This window comes from Sphingobium sp. SA2, from assembly GCF_032227065.1.
GTDB lineage: Bacteria > Pseudomonadota > Alphaproteobacteria > Sphingomonadales > Sphingomonadaceae > Sphingobium.
In genome coordinates this window covers 2,159,935-2,178,138 of record NZ_JAPMXX010000006.1, presented here as the reverse complement: position 1 = coordinate 2,178,138, position 18,204 = coordinate 2,159,935, and the positions used below count along the sequence as shown (strand labels likewise).

18 protein-coding genes and 1 pseudogene are annotated in these 18,204 nt (G+C 63.4%); 11 read left to right on the top strand and 8 right to left on the bottom strand.

Going from position 1 to position 18,204, the window contains the following annotated elements:
- Positions 1-67 precede the first annotated feature (67 nt).
- Positions 68-847 (bottom strand): SDR family oxidoreductase, encoded by a 780-nt coding sequence (locus tag OVY48_RS18300; RefSeq protein WP_313923898.1) that lies wholly within the window; start codon positions 845-847, stop codon positions 68-70.
- A 99-nt stretch (positions 848-946) separates the two neighbouring features.
- Between OVY48_RS18300 and OVY48_RS18295 the strand changes: the two genes are divergently transcribed.
- Positions 947-1,843 carry a LysR family transcriptional regulator gene (locus tag OVY48_RS18295; RefSeq protein ID WP_313923896.1) on the top strand — a complete coding sequence of 299 codons (897 nt, stop codon included), beginning with the start codon at positions 947-949 and terminating at the stop codon, positions 1,841-1,843.
- Between the two features lie 120 nt (positions 1,844-1,963).
- Here OVY48_RS18295 and OVY48_RS18290 read toward each other — a convergent pair whose 3' ends face one another.
- The 4 genes from OVY48_RS18290 to OVY48_RS18275 are packed head-to-tail and all read right to left on the bottom strand — an operon-like array spanning position 1,964 to position 3,939.
- Entirely contained in the window at positions 1,964-2,605 is a 642-nt protein-coding gene (locus tag OVY48_RS18290; protein WP_313923894.1) for a DUF1109 domain-containing protein, read from the bottom strand.
- A 2-nt stretch (positions 2,606-2,607) separates the two neighbouring features.
- Complete coding sequence (locus tag OVY48_RS18285; RefSeq protein WP_313923893.1) at positions 2,608-3,138, bottom strand: sigma-70 family RNA polymerase sigma factor; 531 nt, start codon at positions 3,136-3,138, stop codon at positions 2,608-2,610.
- Positions 3,139-3,163: 25 nt separating this feature from the next.
- Positions 3,164-3,628, bottom strand: a complete 465-nt coding sequence (locus OVY48_RS18280) for a DoxX family protein (RefSeq protein WP_096064066.1) — start codon at positions 3,626-3,628, stop codon at positions 3,164-3,166.
- A 26-nt stretch (positions 3,629-3,654) separates the two neighbouring features.
- Positions 3,655-3,939, bottom strand: a complete 285-nt coding sequence (locus tag OVY48_RS18275) for a DUF2282 domain-containing protein (RefSeq protein WP_069064247.1) — start codon at positions 3,937-3,939, stop codon at positions 3,655-3,657.
- Between the two features lie 186 nt (positions 3,940-4,125).
- On the opposite strand from OVY48_RS18275, the gene OVY48_RS18270 reads away from it, so the two are divergent.
- From OVY48_RS18270 to OVY48_RS18260, 3 genes are all read left to right on the top strand, one after another.
- Positions 4,126-4,413 carry a hypothetical protein gene (locus OVY48_RS18270; RefSeq protein ID WP_096064067.1) on the top strand — a complete coding sequence of 96 codons (288 nt, stop codon included), beginning with the start codon at positions 4,126-4,128 and terminating at the stop codon, positions 4,411-4,413.
- Positions 4,414-4,485: 72 nt separating this feature from the next.
- A complete protein-coding gene (locus OVY48_RS18265) occupies positions 4,486-5,322 on the top strand; it encodes a DUF692 domain-containing protein (RefSeq protein ID WP_313923892.1) in 837 nt (278 codons plus the stop codon).
- Complete coding sequence (locus OVY48_RS18260; RefSeq protein WP_313923891.1) at positions 5,319-6,092, top strand: DNA-binding domain-containing protein; 774 nt, start codon at positions 5,319-5,321, stop codon at positions 6,090-6,092. Before OVY48_RS18265 ends, OVY48_RS18260 begins: the two co-directional genes overlap by 4 nt.
- A gap of 43 nt (positions 6,093-6,135) precedes the next feature.
- On the opposite strand, the gene OVY48_RS18255 is transcribed toward OVY48_RS18260, so the two are convergent.
- On the bottom strand, positions 6,136-7,023 hold the full coding sequence (locus OVY48_RS18255) for a LysR family transcriptional regulator (RefSeq protein WP_313923890.1): 888 nt from the start codon (positions 7,021-7,023) through the stop codon (positions 6,136-6,138).
- Positions 7,024-7,122: 99 nt separating this feature from the next.
- On the opposite strand from OVY48_RS18255, the gene OVY48_RS18250 reads away from it, so the two are divergent.
- Together OVY48_RS18250 and OVY48_RS18245 are read left to right on the top strand one after the other, a co-directional pair.
- Positions 7,123-8,226: an aldo/keto reductase gene (locus OVY48_RS18250; protein WP_313923889.1), complete on the top strand. Its 1,104-nt coding sequence runs from the start codon at positions 7,123-7,125 to the stop codon at positions 8,224-8,226.
- Between the two features lie 169 nt (positions 8,227-8,395).
- Positions 8,396-8,818: pseudogene (locus OVY48_RS18245) on the top strand (alpha/beta fold hydrolase); the annotation flags it as partial.
- Positions 8,819-9,211: 393 nt separating this feature from the next.
- Here OVY48_RS18245 and OVY48_RS18240 read toward each other — a convergent pair.
- Entirely contained in the window at positions 9,212-9,922 is a 711-nt protein-coding gene (locus OVY48_RS18240; protein ID WP_313923888.1) for an SDR family NAD(P)-dependent oxidoreductase, read from the bottom strand.
- On the bottom strand, positions 9,919-10,671 hold the full coding sequence (gene yaaA, locus OVY48_RS18235) for a peroxide stress protein YaaA (protein ID WP_313923887.1): 753 nt from the start codon (positions 10,669-10,671) through the stop codon (positions 9,919-9,921). The genes OVY48_RS18240 and yaaA overlap by 4 nt, the downstream gene beginning before the upstream one ends.
- 103 nt (positions 10,672-10,774) lie before the next feature.
- Between yaaA and OVY48_RS18230 the strand changes: the two genes are divergently transcribed.
- The 5 genes from OVY48_RS18230 to OVY48_RS18210 all read left to right on the top strand — a co-directional run bounded on the left by OVY48_RS18230 (position 10,775) and on the right by OVY48_RS18210 (position 18,046).
- Positions 10,775-11,383 carry a TetR/AcrR family transcriptional regulator gene (locus OVY48_RS18230; RefSeq protein ID WP_096060689.1) on the top strand — a complete coding sequence of 203 codons (609 nt, stop codon included), beginning with the start codon at positions 10,775-10,777 and terminating at the stop codon, positions 11,381-11,383.
- 365 nt (positions 11,384-11,748) lie between these two features.
- Entirely contained in the window at positions 11,749-12,144 is a 396-nt protein-coding gene (locus OVY48_RS18225; protein ID WP_313923886.1) for a hypothetical protein, read from the top strand.
- Positions 12,141-13,412: an efflux RND transporter periplasmic adaptor subunit gene (locus OVY48_RS18220; protein ID WP_313923885.1), complete on the top strand. Its 1,272-nt coding sequence runs from the start codon at positions 12,141-12,143 to the stop codon at positions 13,410-13,412. The genes OVY48_RS18225 and OVY48_RS18220 overlap by 4 nt, the downstream gene beginning before the upstream one ends.
- Before the next feature lie 24 nt (positions 13,413-13,436).
- Positions 13,437-16,625 carry a multidrug efflux RND transporter permease subunit gene (locus tag OVY48_RS18215; protein WP_313923884.1) on the top strand — a complete coding sequence of 1,063 codons (3,189 nt, stop codon included), beginning with the start codon at positions 13,437-13,439 and terminating at the stop codon, positions 16,623-16,625.
- A gap of 11 nt (positions 16,626-16,636) precedes the next feature.
- The gene (locus OVY48_RS18210; RefSeq protein WP_313923883.1) at positions 16,637-18,046 is read left to right on the top strand and encodes a TolC family protein; all 1,410 of its coding nucleotides are present in this window, start codon (positions 16,637-16,639) and stop codon (positions 18,044-18,046) included.
- Positions 18,047-18,204: the final 158 nt, after the last annotated feature.

The following is an 18,204-nucleotide window of genomic DNA, read 5'->3' as shown; positions in this document are numbered from 1 at the left end:
GTTTCAGTTTTGAATGGCCAAGAAGACCAGAGACGGGACCGTTTACCAATTTGAACCCGCCGCCCAATCAGGCGATAGTGGGTATGATCCCACCCTCGACCCGGAGAGCCGCGCCATTGGTTGCAGCGGCAAGCGGACTTGCGAGATAGGCGACCATCGCGCCGACTTCGTCTGCCTCGATCAGTCTCTTGATGAGCGACAAGGGGCGCAGCTTGGTGAAGAATTCGACCTCCCGTTCGGCTTCCGGTGCATCCTTATGTTCGACAACAGAGCGGATGAAATCGACAATCCCCTCCGAACGGGTCGGTCCGGGCAATATACTGTTGACCGTGACGCCCGTTCCCCGTGTTTGTTCGGCAAGACCACGCGAGATGGAAAGCTGTGCTGACTTTGTCATGCCGTAATGGATCATCTCGGCGGGCGGCAGAAGACCGCTTTCGCTGGCAATGAAAAGCACGCGACCCCAATTTTTCTGCAACATCAAAGGGAAATAATGCCGGGCGAGGCGAGCGCCGCTGACGACGTTGACCTCAAATATATGATGCCAGTCCTCGTCCGTGATGTCGGCAAAGTCCTTGGCTTCATAGATACCAAGATTATTGACGAGGATGTCGGTGTCGGGAACGGCGGCGATGAGGGCGGCGGCACCTTCGGCGGTTGCAGGATCGGCAAGGACGGGATTAACGCTGCCGCCGATCTCCGTGGCGGCTGCCTCCAGCTTCACCTGGTTGCGACCGGTGATGGTAACCGCGACACCCTCGGCAGAGAGGCGTTTGGCTATCGCAAGGCCGATCCCGGCGGTCGATCCGGTGACGATGGCGGTTTTGCCGTTGAGTTTGAGGTCCATGATTTATTCCTGACAGTGGCGATCAACTGGACGGGAAATAGACATCTTCATCATTGATGCCTAGAATGCGTCTCATCACTTCAGAAGTGAATTCAAATCATGGATAATCGTTTTGGCGACATTGAGATATTTCTGACCGTTTCGGCGGAGGGTAGCTTTGCAAATGCCGCACGCATGCTGCGTCTCACCCCCTTGGCCGTCAGCCGATCCGTCGCGCGGCTGGAGAAGCGGCTCGCCGTTACGCTTCTGCGGCGCACCACGCGCGCGCTGGCCTTGACGACAGAGGGCGTGGCCTATCGCGATCGGATAAGCACCCTGATTGCGGAAATGGCAGAAGTTGAGAAAAGCCTAGGTCAGGCAAATCAGGTCGCGCGGGGGCTGCTGCGCGTCAACGCCTCGCCATCCTTCGGGGTCCAATGCCTGATCCCGGCCCTTCCCGGCTTTGCTGAACGCTATCCGGCCGTGAAGGTCGAACTGACGCTAACCGACAGCATCGTTGATCTGGTGGAGAAGCGAGCGGACATCGCAATCCGCATCGGTCCGTTGCGCGACACGCGGCTGCGCGCAAAAAAGCTGGGGCATAGCCGCATGGCACTGGTCGCCAGCCCGGACTATCTCGCGCGTCGCGGCGTCCCTCAGATTCCTGACGATCTCGACCAACATGACTGCCTGCGGTTCAGCTTTCGTCGTTCGATCGATAGCTGGCCGTTCCAGGTCGAAGGGCGCATCGTGCAAAAGCCAGTGGAAGGACGCTTCTTCGGCAATTCGGGCGAGGTGGTCCGGCAGATGGCTGTCGCGGGCTGCGGCATTGCCCGACATGGAGCCTTTCACGTCGCAGCTGACATTAAGGCCGAGCGGCTGGTCGAGGTGTTGAAAGAGTTCAATCCTGGCGATGGCGAGGACATTCACGCCCTCTATGCGGCGGAGGATCGCGCGGCGACGCGGATACGGGCGTTGTTGGATTATCTGGATTCGATAGAGTTGTTCGCGACATGATGTGCAGTGACGCGGACCGAGTGAACGCCGAATGCCTGCCATGGGTGTGCATGCAACGCCGATCTACAGGCCTGGAACCGACCTTCGACCTCAAATCATGCCAGCACGCGCTGCAAGATTTTACCACCGTATCAAGGCTGGTACGGCGATGCGCCCCAGCGCGGCTGACACGGCCACGGGCGCAACGTGCCAGATGCCCAGGTGCCCGATGGTGTCGAATGGGCATGACATGCCGTGCGCAAAACTGCCCAGCGCCCCCGCCGCTATGCCGGTGTAGAACCCGGCTAGATTGGGAGCAACCGGTGCACCACGGCGCAGCCAAACGACTAGCGCTGCCGCCACGCCAACGCCGCTAACGGTTCCGGCGATGAAGCAGTTCAGCCCATCCGTCGCGTGGTCGTGTCTGCCGACTGTCCCCTCCAGCGCCATCAGCAACAGGGCGGTGACGGGCAAGATAGCAAGCGCCGCTAGCAGCCAGCGCAAGCCATCCTGTCGGGCACCGACACGCGGAGCCGCCATGCGAACCACCGCCCGCGCCGCGGCAAGCCCGACCAGCGCGATAAGCCCGTTGGCGATAAAGAAGATGGCGGCCGCCTGCCCATTTGCAGGGCCGCTCCACAAGCCCTGCCACAGCGCAATCGCGGCGATCGTCAGCATGGTTGCAACCGCTACCAGCGCCAGACCATGACGCATGCGCAAGGGGCGCACTGGCTCAAGCTCGCCTGCGAGTTGTGCGATGAGGGGGTTGGGACGGGGGGGCATGGTCAGTCAGCCTCTTCGACGAGCGCGGACAGTTTCCTGAGGCCGCGATGAATGTTCACTTTGATCAGACTTTCGCTCTGGCCGGTGCGCATGGCCGCCTCGGTAACGGAAAGTCCTTCGATTTTCACCAGTTCGATTGCGTTGCACTGTGCCGGGGAGAGTTGCACGAAAAGCCGGTCAAGGCTCATCCGGGCCAGCACGGCTTCCTCCTCGCTGTCCGCAGGGGCATCATGATTGCCGAGTTCACTTTCGCTGGAGCGGTAAACCCGGCGCAAATGATCGACCCAGCGATAGCGGGCGATGGCCGCGAGCCACGGCAGGAAGGCCCGTGTTTCATCCCAGGTCGCGCGCTTGGCATGAATGGCAAGCAGCACGTCCTGCACCAGATCGTCGATCTGCGCCGGGGGCACGCGGCGGCGGAAGAAGCGTTCAAGCCAGAACTGCGCCTCGGTCAGCAGCACGGTGTAGGCACGCCGGTCGCCGCCCTGGCTCGCAATCATGAGCCGGGCGAAGGTAGGCTCGTCCGCGATCATCGCCGTTCCCTCTCCCTGTGACCGTTCATGCGCGCCGATGCCGCCAATGGCCAAACAGCGCGTCGAGCGACAGCACGCCGCCGCCGCGCACGATCAGCACCGCTGCCAGCGCGGCCCACAGGATATGCGTCGTCCACCAGGCTTGCGGATACACGAAAATCTGGATGACGAGCGTCATTGCGAGCAGCGCGCCGGCCGAGAGCCGGGTTGCCAGCCCGATCACTAGCAGCACCGGGAACAGATGCTCGCCCAGCGTTGCCAGTGGCGCAGCGATTTCAGGCGGTAGCGGGACGGCGGCATAGTCATTTTCGAACAGATAGCGGGTTGAGTCGCTGATCTCGAAAAAACTGTCCTCCGTCACTTTGCTCCGGCCCGATCGCCAGAATATCCCGGCGAGCGCGATCCGGGCCAGCAGCAGCGCTCCCCCCTCCGCCAAGCGCGATGCGGCGATGGCTACGATCCGATCGTACAATGTGGCGATGTGCTGCATGTGCTGGCCCCTCTGATGGCTGCGTATCAGCGATTGATCGGCGTCAGCGAGCCATTGCCCATCGGCGTCTTGGTCTTCACGCACATGCCCTGCTTGACCAGCTTCCAGGCGTTGCCCTGATAGTCGCGGGTCGAGGTTCCGGCGCAGCTCGTGCCAGCGCCAGCGGAGCAATCATTCTGCCCAGCCTTGGCGATGCCATAGCATTTTTCCATCGGCACCTTCTGCGCGGCGACGGGGGTGGTGGCGACGCCGGCTGCCAGAGCGGCGGTTGTGGCAAGTCCGGCAATGCGGGCGATAGTGGCGGTCTTCATGATATGCTCTCCGGCTTTGGGGGGCAGCGCTAGACGGTTGTCCAGGCGGTGCATGCCCCCTCTTTCGCCGGGCGAGCCGGGACCGTTACAGGCAGAGAATAATAATTGCCGCTGTAACCGGCCAGCGCGCGAGGGCGAACATCATGGCGTGCGATCACGCACCATCGTTTTCAAGGAGCCGCTGACATGACCACCAAGACCCGCACCGCATCCATCGCCGCTGCCGCAGCCGCCATAGCGCTCAGCTCATTTTCGGCCTTCGCGGCCGACGCGCCGACCGGAAGCAAAGGCCGCGCCCTCGGCACCAGCGACACCGTGCATTGCTATGGCCTGCATAGCTGCAAGGGCAATTCCGACTGCGCCACGGCTGAGCATGAATGCAAGGGCCAAAATGCCTGCAAGGGCCACGGCTTCAAGGCAATGAAGGCAGGTGAGTGTCTCACGAAGGGCGGAACGATCGGCGACCTCGGCTGATCCGACCCTGGTCCGGCGGGCCTTTGCCCCCACGGCCCGCCGGACCGCTTTTGACGCATGAGGACTTTCGCCATGACAGATATCGCCACATTCAGTGGGTTCGGCCTTGGCCTGCGCCGCGATCACTACCGTGATTTTCTCGCGGGCGATGTCGCCGTCGATTTTGTCGAGGTCATATCCGAAAACTTCATGGTCGATGGCGGGCGGCCGCTGCGCGTGCTGGAACAGGTGCGCGCCAAGCATCCGGTCATCCTGCATGGCGTATCCATGTCGATCGGCTCGGTACATGGGCTCGACGGCGATCATCTGGTCCGGCTCAAGGCGCTGGCGGATCGGATCGAGCCTCTGTGGGTGTCCGATCATCTGTGCTGGACGCGCACCAGCGCGCATAACAGCCATGATCTGCTCCCGCTGCCATTGACCCGCGCGGCGATCAATGTCGTATGCGACAACATCGACCGCGCGCAGGCAACGCTCGGACGGGCAATGCTGTTCGAAAACCCGTCAAGCTATCTGACGTTTCCGGAAGACGAGATGACAGAGTGGGAATTCCTGGCCGAGATGAGCCGCAAGACGGGCTGTTACCTGCTGCTCGACATCAACAATATCTACGTCAGCGCCTGCAACCATGGTTTCGATCCTGAGGCCTACCTTTCAGGCATACCCGCCGACAGGGTGCGGCAGGTGCATCTGGCCGGGCACACGCCGGGCGAGATCGTCATCGACACGCACGACCGGCCCGTTTGCGACGCTGTTTGGAACCTTTATGGTTTAGCCATTGGCCAGCTTGGCGAGGTGGCCGTGATGATCGAGCGGGACGATGCTATCCCGCCGCTGCCGGACCTTTTGGCAGAACTTGACCGTGCCCGCACGATTGCCGCCACCACGCGCGTAGAGATGGCACTATGACCCAGCTTTTGCGCGCGCAGGACGAATTTTTGGCCTGTCTGCTTGATGACGGCGCGCTCTTGCCAATGGGATGGGATGCGCGCCGCGCCGCGGGTATGGCCGTCTATCGCAATGCCTATCGAACGCGGCTTATCGATGTCTTGCGGAACACGTTCGAACGCACCGCAAGGCTGGTGGGCGACCATGCCTTCAGCCAGGCGGCCGCGCATCATCTGATCACGCATCCGCCTACGAGCTGGACCATTGACCTGGCCGGTGCGGGATTTGCCGAAACCTGCGCCGAACTGTTCGCCAATGATCCCGACGTGGGCGAGGTGGCGTGGCTGGAATGGGAAATGCACTGCGCATTCACCGCCGCCGACGGTGCGCCAATGACGCCGACCGATTTTGCTGCCACGACGGCGGACTTCGATGCCCGGCAATGGGACGAACTGCGGCTCGAACTCATTCCCGGCACAGCCTTGCGACCGGTCACATATGATCTTGCCCGGCTTTGGGAAACATTGGCCGATTCACAACAGGCTCCGGCGCTGGAAAGGCTGCGCGAGCCCAAGTGGTTGCTGCTGTGGCGCGAAGGCGAGCAACCGGTATTCGGCCTTGTTGCCGAAGCAGAAGGGTTCGCATTGGCAAACCTTCAGCAAGGCGGCGCATTCGGCGAAGTCTGCGTCGCGCTGATGAAGTATTTCGACGCTGCTGATGTCGCGACCAATGCCGGCACAATGTTGCTGAACTGGCTGGAACTTGGGATGATCCAACGGATACATTCCTAGCGGCACCACACCAGTATCGAGCCTGTTTGACAGGCTGCGGACATTAAAGGCGCATGGCAGCCAGGAAGGCGCGAAATGCGGCCGTCGGTTGGCGCCGGTTTGGATAGTAGAGATGGTTGGGCGGAAGCGTTGGCGCCCAGCCGCTTAGAACCTCGATGAGATCACCTGCCATAAGATGGTGCGACGCCTGCGCCTTGATCAGGCAAGCAACGCCGAGACCCGCCAGCGCGGCGTCGCGCATCACATCGACATCGTTGGTGACGAAATTGTGGGGCATGGCACGCTCTGATGTTATGCCGTTCTGCTCGAACTCCCAGCGGTGCAAAGCGCCCGAACTGGCGTGGCGATAGCTGACGCAGCGGTGCTGAGCGAGGTCATCGGGATGCTCCGGCCGACCATGATCAGCGAGATAGTGCGGCGACGCAACGAAGATCAGCGGCACCGGATTGCTAATCCGTACCGAGATCATGTCCCCTTGAAGCCCTTGTGCATGCCGGACGCCGCAGTCGAAACGTTCGGCGACGATATCAACGAAGCCGTCATTGACCACCAACTCGACCAAGACATCGGGACAGTCGCGCGCCAGCGCAGGCAGTCGCGGCATGATGAGGTGGACGGCAGCGGGGCGATGGGCATTGACCCGCACGCGCCCCGCAGGATGCTCGCGTGCCCCATCAAGCAAACCCAGCACTTCCTCGACCGACGCCATGGCGGGTCGCAATCGCAGGAGCAGCGCTTCGCCGGCGCTGGTCGGTGCCAGCGAACGGGTCGTGCGATCGAGCAGTCGCAGATCCAGCTTCCTTTCCAGCACGCGCATCGCATGGCTGAGCGCGGAGGCAGAAAGGCCAAGCCGCGTCGCTGCCTTGGCGAAGCTGCCCGCCTCCACGATTTCCCCGAATATCGCGAGGCCCGACCAGAGATCGCGATCCATATATGAAAATCCTTCAGCAACCCATGCAAGTTCGATCGTCTAATCCTATCGGGTCGCACAATCCATATACCCTTTAGCAACCGCCGATGGAGACTGCCCGTGAACCTTCAATCCCTTCGCCCTCTTGGCTCGTCCGGCCTGCTCGTCAGCCCTCTTGCGCTCGGCACGATGACATTTGGAACGCCGCGCTGGGGCATGGACGGAAATGCCAGCCGCGCGGTGTTTGACCGCTATGTCGATCTCGGTGGCAATTTCATCGACACCGCCAATGTCTATTCAGGCGGCGCGTCGGAGGAAATGGTGGGAAAATTCATCGCCGACGCTGGCCTGCGTGAGCGTATGGTTATCGCCACCAAGTCAGGCTTCAGCACGGGCAAGGGCTTCCATCAGGGCGGAAACGGCGCGCGCCATATCCATGCCGCCGTCGAGGGTTCGCTCAAGCGGCTGAAGACCGATTTCATTGACCTATACTGGATTCACATCTGGGACGGCATCACCCCGGCGGAAGAGTTGCTCCAGACGATGAGCGGCCTCATCCAGTCCGGCAAGATCCGCTATTGGGGCCTGTCCAACAGCCCCGCCTGGTATGTGGCGCAACTCGCCACGCTGGCGCGGGCACAGGGACTGCCTGCGCCCATCGGTCTTCAATATTTCTACTCCTTGGTGGAGCGCGGTGTGGAGGACGAACATGTGCCGCTTGGCCGCGCGTTCGGCATGGGCCTCGTCCCCTGGAGTCCCCTCGCTTATGGCCTCCTGACCGGCAAATATGACCGGGCCATGGTTGAAGCCAGTCCAGCGCGTGAAGGTGGCGTTCCCAATGCGGGCGATGAGGGACAGGTATCGCGCGCAGAAGGTAGCAAACGGCTTGATAGGGATAATCCCTTTGGCGACACGTTGTTCACCGAACGTAACTGGCGGATCGTCGACGAGGTCAAGCGGGTGGCGGCAGAACTGGGCGAGACGTCAGCGCGGGTCGCCATCGCCTGGGTCGTCGGTCGCCCCGGCGTCGTCTCGACATTGATGGGCGTCAGTCGTGCCGAACAGGTGACGGACAATGTCTCAGCGCTTCAGCTTCAATTATCGGACAGGCATGTTGCAGCGCTCGATGTGGTCAGCGCAGAAGGTGGAAAATTTCTCTATGGGCTGTTTCAACCGCAAACACGCAACCAGATCGTTTTTGGTGGCGCGGACGTCCTGAACTGAAACCAGCGCGACCGGAGCCTTCGGGGTATTGGCGGATCCACTCCAAAGATGTCGGTGAAAAGCAATGACCAGCCTCGCCCCAGGCCGGTTACTCAAAGCCAGATGTTCGTTTCCCAAGTGTAGACGGTCCGCTTTTGCAACGACTGGCTACAAGGTATAAGCCAGCGTTCGTCGCGGTCATGGCCGTTCGGCACAGGTCGCCACGGGGCACGACATGGACCACGATGCCGCGGATGCGTCTGCCGTCGTCCAACATCTCGATTTACGGAATGCTATCCACATCGGTCATTCGACCGGAGGCGGCAACGTTGCTCGCTATGTGGCGCAATTCGACGAACCGCAGAGTCGCGTCGCCAAGGCGGCGCTGGTCACCGTAGTGTCGCCGCTGATGGTGCAGACAGATGCCAATCCGAGCGGCACACCGATCGCTGTCTTCGATGACTTCCGTACCGCGCTGGCCGCCAATCGCGCCGACTTTTTCCCAGCGGTGGCTGCTGGACCCTTTTACGGGATCAATGGGCCGGACGCGACCGTGTCGGATGCGGTGATCCGCAACTGGTCGCGGCTGGGGATGATCGGCCCCGCCCAGGCAAAGAAGTCGCGCAATCGCACATCGACCGGAGCCGCCATATTCGAATGTCCCACCGCGTAACAACATGATCCAAAACACAGCCGACACCACAAGGGCGCGCTGCATCATCAAGAGCATAATAAAGCCATCCATGGCGATACCCTGGATGGCGCTGCTCAGCTCCTAATGACGTTTTTGTCTATAATTCTGCCCTGGCGCAGTGAACCCGACGTCGCCGGGTCACGGGCCGCCCCAGTGGCTTGCGGTCCAAGTAGCGATGCACCGCCATCGGATCAAATCGCTAATTGCGAAAATTACGATGAAATAATAGTATCGACACATCGGTTTACTGTTCAGCAACAGTCCTGATCCACTGCGCCGCCAAATTTCCGGCGGCTTCCCAGCTTTTCACCGTCAGAACGGCACTTCCTCACCCTGGAAGTCGAACAGCTTTCCACTGTCGGGCACCTTCAACCCTTCGATCACGTCCAGCAATTGCAACGCGGCACGCTCTGGATCGGAGAGTTGACCCTTGGGAACATTGTTCTGGAACGGGCGCGACAATGCGGTGTCGACCGTGCCGGGATGCAAGGTCACGACGATGGCGCGATCATTGCGGCGGCGCTCCTCGATCGCAAGGTTGCGCACCAGCATGTTGAGCGCGGCCTTCGACGCGCGATAGCCATGCCACCCGCCAAGCCGATTGTCGCCGATCGATCCCACCCGCGCCGACAGGGCCGCAAAGACGGTGCGTCCGACTTTCGGCATGATCGGCAGGAAATGCTTGGCGACGATCGTCGGGCCGATCGCGTTGACGGCATAAAGCTGCGCCAGCCAGTCCGGGTCGAGATCGGACAGCGCCTTTTCGGGCTGCTGGTCGCCCCGATGGAGCAGGCCGGTCGCGACGATGACGAGGCTCGGCGCAGGGCCTTGGGCGACATAAGCGGCCGCTGCCGCGATGCTGGCCTCATCGAGCAGGTCGAGATGATGGTTGCCGCTGCGCGATCGCGCGAAGCCATGCACGACGTCGAACAGGCCTTCCTCGATCAGCGCGGCTTCCAGCGCGCCGCCCATGCCGCCCGACGCACCGATGATGACGGCGGCGCTTTTGCCAGCACCGCTCATGATCGGGTAAAGCGCCAGCGATCAGGCGCGCTTTCATCAGCGTCGAAGCGATAGCCGTCGCTGTCGAAGCCGCGCATCGCATCCACGTCTGTCACATGATGTTCGCACAACCAGCGCGCCATCATCCCGCGCGCACGCTTCGCATTGAAGCTGATGAACCGGGGACCATTGGGGCCGGGTTCGCGAAAATCGACGTCGATCACCCGCACGCCCGGCAGCTTGTCCTTCACCGCCGCGAAATATTCCTGGCTGGCGAGGTTTAGGATGACGCCTGATCCTTCCTCAGCCAGCTGGGTCAGCAGCAATTGCGCGATCCGATCGCCCCACCAGTCGGTCAGAGCCTTGTGACGCGGTGCCCAGCGCGTGCCCATTTCCAGCCGGTAGGGCCGGATCGCGTCGAGCGGTCGCAACAGGCCATAGAGACCCGACAACAGGCGCAGATGGTCCTGCGCGAACGCAACGCCCGCCTCATCCAGCGTGTCCACCTCAAAGCCGGTATAGACGTCGCCGGCAAAGGCGAACAGCGCCGGTCGTTCCGGCAGGTCGGCAAAGTCGCGGAACCGGTCGGCGTTGAGCTTGGCGAGGCGCGGGGAGATGTGCATCAGCTCCGACAACCGCTTTTGCGACAGATTGGCGGCGGAGCGTGCGAGGCTTTGCGCTTCCTCGGCAAAATGCGGCGTGGACGCCTCGACCGGCGGAAGGGGGCGCTCAAAGTCGAGCGTCTTGGCGGGGGAGAGAAGGGCGATCATCGTCGGCGGCGGTAGCGTCCGCCAGCCTATGCGTCAAACCTAGGCGCACCGGGAGAGCCGCTCTCTGGACCTTTGGCCATCGTCATACTATATACCGATCGGTATGGAACAGGTTGCAACCACGTCTCGCGGTCGCCCGCGTGAATTTGATCCGGCACAGGCCTTGGCCGCGGCGCTGCAGGTCTTCTGGCGGCGTGGCTATGAAGGTGCGTCGATTTCGGAACTGACCGAGGCGATGGGGATCACGCGTCCCAGCCTCTATGCCTGTTTCGGCAACAAGGAAGCCCTGTTTCGGCAAGCGCTCGACCTTTATGAGACCGAGAAGCTCTGCTATGTGAAGACGGCGTTGGAAGCCCCCACGGCGCGCGGCGTGGCAGAGCGATTGCTGCGCGGTTCGCTTGCCATGCAATGTAGCGACAGCGAGCCGCAGGGTTGTTTAGGCGTCATCAGCACCGTGGCTGGCGTGACCGAGGCGGACTGCATCCGCGACGAAGTGTTGAAGCGCCGCGCCTCGTCAAACGCCGCCTTGCTCGCGCGGTTCGTGCAGGCGAAGGAGGAGGGCGACCTGCCCGACGGCATCGAGCCGGAGGCGATGTCCTGTTATCTCTCGACGGTGATGCAGGGCATGGCGGTCCAGGCTTCGGGCGGCGCATCGCGCGAAACGCTGGAAAGACTGGTCCAGACCACGCTTGCCATGTGGCCGGGACGGTAAGGCCTGCAGTCGTTAAATGGTGATCTCATTCACCTGCGATAAATAATTACCGATCGGTATGTTATTCCGATTGACGCGGCGCAGCATCTCATTATATACCGATAAGTATGGAATGAACCACTGAGCCGACAGGCTTCAGGGAGGTAATTATGCGCTGCCCCATCATCAGAGGCGGTCCCTGACCGACTTATAGCGGTAGCCCAACAGGGCGTCGCACCCCCCACCGATATTCTCGTTCGATAGCTCCGCGCACCTGCGCGTAGGTTACGGCCATCGCTCATCTGCCGGACGCTCTGCGTATGTCCGGTCGGCGCGATCGGCTGCGCTCTTTTCATCACTGGTGCCGTCCAGGGAGGACGTAACACATGGCTTTTATAGATTTCGCCCAGCCCATGGCTGGAGCGCCCCTATCCGCATGCCTGGCGATGCCGGACACGACCGAAACTGCCACGCTTGAGCCTTTGGAATGGCAGGTGGTGGCGCTGGCAAAGGGCGATCGGCTCTCCACCCTGCGCCGCCCCGGCAGCTGGGACACATGGAGCGCGCTGATTTTCGGCCCGCGCCCAAGCCCGGTGCTGGCCAGCGAACGGCTGGAGGCGCTGCGTCGTTTGTCGGTCGAGGCCTGGCATCGCGGCTATGCCGTCACCCCTTCCGCCCTTGCCGACGCGCAAGAGGCCGGTTTCACCGCCGACCAGCTCGAATTGCTGCTCGCCACCATCAGCGCGGGCCGCAGCGCCCGTGGACGAAAGGTTCGCCCATGAACATGCTCGCCCCCATCCATGCCGACACCGCCAGCGAAATTTCGCCATCCAGGCAGCGCCGCCTGTCCCGGCGCGGCGGCGCGATGGCCGCGATTGCGCTGGTCCTCGTCGCCGGTGCCGCCTGGAAATGGCTGGACCAACCCGATGCCCAGGCTGCGGCCACGCCGATTGCCACCGTCGGCATCTCCGCGCCGCTCGCGCGCGAAGTGACCCAGTGGGACGAATATGTCGGTCGCTTTGCCCCCAGCCAGACCGTCGAAATACGGCCGCGCGTATCGGGCGCGGTCACCGCGCTCCACTTTCGCGACGGGGATGTCGTGCGCAAGGGCCAGTTGCTTTTCACGATCGACCAACGCCCGTTCCGCGCCGCGCTGGCCGAAGCGCAGGCCGACGTGGCCGCCGCCCGCAGCACCTTGGCGCTCGCCCGTTCGGATTATGCCCGCGTTCAGCGGCTGACCGGCGACGAAGCCATTTCAGCGAGCGAAGTCGATGCCTTGCGCGCCCGGCTGCAATCCGCACAGGCTGCGCTGGCCGCTGCCGAGGCGCGCGCGCGCCAGCGCTCGCTCGACATGGAATTTACCCAGGTCCGCGCCCCGATCGGCGGCCGCGTGTCCGACCGGCGCATCGACATCGGCAATCTGGTGGCCGGGGGCGACGGCGCCAGCGCGACATTGCTGACGACGATCAATGCGCTCGATCCGATCTACTTCACCTTCGACGCATCCGAGGCGCTGTTCCTCAAGGCGCAGCGTGACCGGGCGGATGGCGATGGCGCAACCGCGGTCGAGGTCCGCTTGCAGGACGAAACCGACTATAAGTGGAAGGGCAAGCTGGACTTCACCGACAATGGCCTCGACCCGCGTTCGGGCACGATCCGGGTGCGCGCGACCTTTGCCAATCCGGGGATGTTCCTCGCGCCCGGCCTGTTCGGCAATATGCGGCTTGCCAGCGGCGGCACGACCCGCGCCTTGCTGGTGCCGGACGCCGCGATCCAGTCCGACCAGGCGCGCAAGACGGTGCTGGTCGTAGGCAAGGATGACAGCGTGTCCGCCAAGCCGGTCGAACTCGGCCCGGTCGTGGATGGCCTGCGGATCATCCGGTCCGGCCTGACGCCGCAGGACCGCGTCATCGTCGGCAATGTTCAGGCGGCCATGCCCGGCACCAAGGTCGCGGTGCGCGCCGCGCCGATCGTCCCGCAGCCGACGCCCGTGACGCCCGTCGATCCGGCCGCCGCACCCGCCGCCGCCCAGGCGACCTTTGCGCGCTAAACCCATTTCCCAAGGATAACGCCCATGCGTTTCTCCCGCTTCTTCATCGACCGGCCGATCTTTGCGGCCGTGATCGCCGTGATCATCACGGTGGTCGGCGCGCTCGCCTTCATCGGGCTGCCCGTCGCCCAATATCCCGACATCGTGCCGCCGACCGTGACGGTCAGCGCGCAATATCCCGGCGCATCGGCCGAAACGGTGGCCCAGACCATCGCCGCGCCGATCGAGCAGGAAATCAACGGCGTCGATGATATGCTCTATGTCAGCAGCCAGTCGACCGGCGATGGCAAAGTCACGATCACCGTCACCTTCAAGATCGGCACCGACCTGGATGCCGCGCAGGTGCTGGTGCAGAACCGCGTGGCGGTTGCCATCCCGCGCCTGCCCGAAGAGGTGCAGCGCTTAGGGGTCGTCACGCGCAAGACATCGCCCGACTTCCTGATGGTCGTCAATCTCCAGTCGCCCGACGGATCGCTCGACCGCAACTACCTCTCCAACTATGCCCTGACGCAAGTGCGTGATCGCCTCGCGCGGCTCGACGGCGTGGGCGACGTGCAACTGTTCGGCGCGCGCGACTATGCGATGCGCGTGTGGATCGACCCTGGTCGCGCCGCCGCGCTCAACCTGACGGCGGGCGAGATCGTCGCCGCCCTGCGCGCGCAGAATGTGCAGGTGTCCGCAGGTGCCATCGGCCAGCCGCCTTATGACAGCGGCGAAGCCTTCCAGCTTGGCGTCGAGATGCAGGGCCGCCTGAACGAACCCCAGCAATTTGCCAATATCGTCATCCGCACGGACGCCGATGGGCATCAAGTCCGCGTGGCCGACGTCGCTCGCGTAGAACTCGGCGCGCAGGATTATGGCATCAACACCTATCTGTCCGGCAAGCCCACGGTCGTCATCGCGGTCATGCAGCGTCCCGGCTCCAACGCGCTCGACGCGGCGGAGAAGGTGAAGGCGGAAATGGACAGCCTGTCCCAGCGCTTTCCCAAAGGGCTGGAATATAGCGTTATCTACAATCCGACCGAGTTCATCAGCCAGTCGATCGACGCGGTTTATGACACGCTGTTCGAGGCGGTGATCCTGGTCGTCCTCGTCATCCTCATCTTCCTCCAAAATTGGCGCGCGGCGGTCATTCCGATCATCGCCATCCCGGTTTCGCTGATCGGCACCGCGACGATGCTGGCGGCGGTCGGCTACTCGCTCAACAATCTCTCGCTCTTCGGCCTGGTGCTGGCGATCGGCATCGTTGTCGATGACGCCATCGTCGTGGTCGAAAATGTCGAACGCAATATCGAGGAAGGCATGTCTCCATTGGAGGCCGCGCGCTTCTCGATGGACGAAGTGGCGGGCGCGCTGGTCGCGATCGTGCTGGTGCTGTGCGCGGTGTTCGTGCCGACGCTGTTCATCACCGGAATCTCTGGCGCTTTCTACCAGCAATTCGCCGTCACCATCTCGACGGCGACGGTCATCTCGCTGCTGCTTTCGCTCACCCTCTCGCCCGCCGCCGCTGCCCTGCTGCTGAAGCCCAAGCACGGAAATGATGCACCAGCAGCGGACGCCCCGCGCTGGAAGCGGTGGCTGCAAAAGGCCGCTGACGCCTTCAACCGCGGCTTTGAACGGATGAGCGATCGCTATGCCAGCCTCACCCGCTTCCTGGTCGCCCGGCCCAAGAAGATGCTGCTCACCTATGCGGGCCTGATCGCCGCAACCATCGCGTTATTCTGGGTCACCCCCGGCGGCTTCATCCCCGCGCAGGATCAAGGCTATTTCCTGGCCGTGGTCCAGCTTCCGCCCGGCGCATCGCTCGAACGCACCGACAAGGTGACGCGCGAAGTCGCGGAGAAGATCCTGCCGATCAAGGGGCTGCGCGGCGCGGTGATGTTCGCTGGCTTCCATGGTCCTTCGCAGACCGCCGCGCCCAATTCGGCGGCGATCTACTTCCCCTTCACCAGCTTTGCCGAACGCAAGGAAGTGGGGGCGACCTATGCCGGGATCATGGAGCAGGCCGGCAAGGCGATCGGCGACTATGACAAAGCGCGCATCATTCTCGTGCCGCCCCCCGTCATCCAGGGCATCGGCTCGGCCGGTGGCTATCGCACGATGATCGAGGATCGCGAGGGGCGCGGCTATGACGCGCTGAACAAGGTCGCCACCGACTATATCGGCAAGGCCAATACGACGCCCGGCCTCGCCCAAGTCTATACCCTGTTCGACGTCGCCACCCCGCGCATCTTCGCCGATGTGGACCGGCGCAAGGCCGACCTGCTGGGTGTGCCGCCCGAACGGGTGTTCGAAGCGATGCAGGTTTACCTTGGTTCTGCCTTCGTCAATGACTTCAACCTGCTGGGCCGTACCTATCGCGTCACGGCACAGGCGGATCAGGCATTTCGCGGATCGACGGCGGACATCGCCAACCTCAAGACCCGGTCCAATTCGGGCGCGATGGTGCCGCTCGGTTCCCTGTCGACCTTCCAGGACAAGACCGGCCCCTATCGCGTCGTCCGCTATAATCTGCTGCCTGCGGTGGAGGTCGATGGCGATACGGCACCGGGCTATTCCTCCGGCCAGTCGCTCAGCACCATCGAAAAGCTGGGTGAAACGGCGCTCCCCGCCGGCTATGCGCAGGAATGGACCGGCATCGCCTATCAGCAGGCGACGGCGGGCAATACGGCGGGCCTGGTGTTCGGGATGGCGGTCTTCTTCGTCTTCCTGGTGCTGGCCGCGCAATATGAAAGCCTGACCCTGCCGCTGGCGATCATCCTGATCGTGCCGATGTGCCTGTTGGCCGCGATGCTGGGCGTGAACTTGCGGGGAATGGACAATAATATCCTCACCCAAATCGGCCTGGTCGTGCTGATCGCGCTGGCGGCCAAGAACGCCATTCTGGTGGTCGAATTCGCCAAGCAGGCCGAGGAACAGCAGGGCCTCTCGCCCGTCGAGGCGGCGGTGCAGGCCGCGCGCACCCGGCTGCGGCCGATCCTGATGACCAGCTTCGCCTTCATCTTGGGCGCTGTGCCGCTGGTAATCGCGCAGGGGGCTGGTGCCGAGCTTCGCCAGGCCTTGGGCACGGCGGTCTTCTTCGGCATGGCCGGGGTCACGGCCTTCGGTCTGCTCTTCACCCCCACTTTCTATGTCGTCTGCCGCGCGCTTGGCGACCGCTTCGCCCGTCGCGGGCGGAGCGGCCAGGCTCCCGCGCTGCAACCGGCCGAATAGGAACCCACGTCATGACCAAATCCCTGTTCGCTGCCCTGTTGGCAGCCACTGCCCTCACGGCCTGCGCCGCTGGCCCCGACTATCGGCCGCCGGTCACGCCCCCCACCGCCGCCGCGCCCTTCATCGGCACGGCAACCCCCGCCGTCAGCACGGCGGAGGCGCAGGGCGATTGGTGGCGGCTCTATGAAGACCCGCTGCTAGACCAGCTAGTGGGCGATGCGCTGCGCGCCAATACCGATATCCGCGTCGCGGTGGCGCGGCTGGAGCGGGCACGCTCCACCCTGCGCGGCGCACGCTCGGATCGGCTGCCCTCGACCGGCCTCGACGGCACCGTCACCTATGGCCGCACGGCAGCGGCGCAGAGCTTCCCCGGCCTCGACCGGGAAAATCGCACCGTCGATGCGGGGTTCAGCGTCGGCTATGAGGTCGATCTGTTCGGCCGGGTGAAGCGCTCGATCGAGGCGGCGCGCGGCGACCTGGGCGCGGCCGAGGCGGATGCCGACGCCGTCCGCGTGGCGGTCGTCGCCGATACGGTGCGCGCCTATGTCGACGCCACATCTTCGGCCGAGCGGCTGGCCGTGGCGCAGCGCACGGTCGACCTGCTCGATCGCTCGATCCGCATCACTGGCGCGCGCTTCGACGCGGGCCGATCGGATCGGCTCGACGTGATCCGCGTGACAGCCTTGCGCGACCAGCAAAAGGCGCTGGTACCAAGCCTTGCCGCTGACCGGGATGCCGCCCTGTTCCGACTCGCGACGCTGACCGGGCGCACACCGCAAGTCTTGCCCGCCGATATCCGCGCCAGCGTCACCACGCCGACCCTGGCCCAGCCCATTCCCGTGGGCGATGGTCGCGCGCTGCTGGCCCGGCGGCCCGATGTCCGCGCCGCCGAACGCCGCCTCGCCGCCGACACGGCACGGATCGGGGTGGCGACGGCGGACCTTTATCCGCGCATTTCGCTGGGCGGCGCGGTCGGCACGACCGCCATTGGCGGCGGCGACATATTGGGCGGCGGTCCGCTCCGCTGGGTGCTGGGACCGCTCATCAACTGGGCCTTCCCCAATCAGGAAGCGATCCGCGCCCGCATCGGCGCGGCGCGCGCCGACAGCGCCGCAAAGCTCGCGACCTTCGATGGCACGGTGCTGCGCGCGCTGGAGGAGACCGAAACCGCGCTGTCCATCTATGCCCATGCCATGGAACGCCGCGACACGTTGCAGGCCGCACGCAACGCCGCCGATCGCGCCGCCCGCATCAGCCTCGCTCGCCAGCGGGAAGGGCAGATCGATTTCCTGACCGTCCTCGACGCCCAACGCACGCTCGCGGACGCCGAAGCCAACCTCGCCTCGGCCGATCGCGCGGTTGCCTTTGCCCAGGTCGATCTCTTCCGCGCCTTGGGCGGGGGGTGGCAGAGGGTCGGGTAAAGCACCTCGGTTGCGTACAGCGATGCGTACAGTGGTAAGGCCTTTTTGCTTCTCTCCTACTTGACCTATCGCTCAGATTCAGATGTTGGAAAATTGTTATAACTGTTTGTTTTTAATGTATTATATGGCGATCCTATCGACATGAAGACATAGGATCG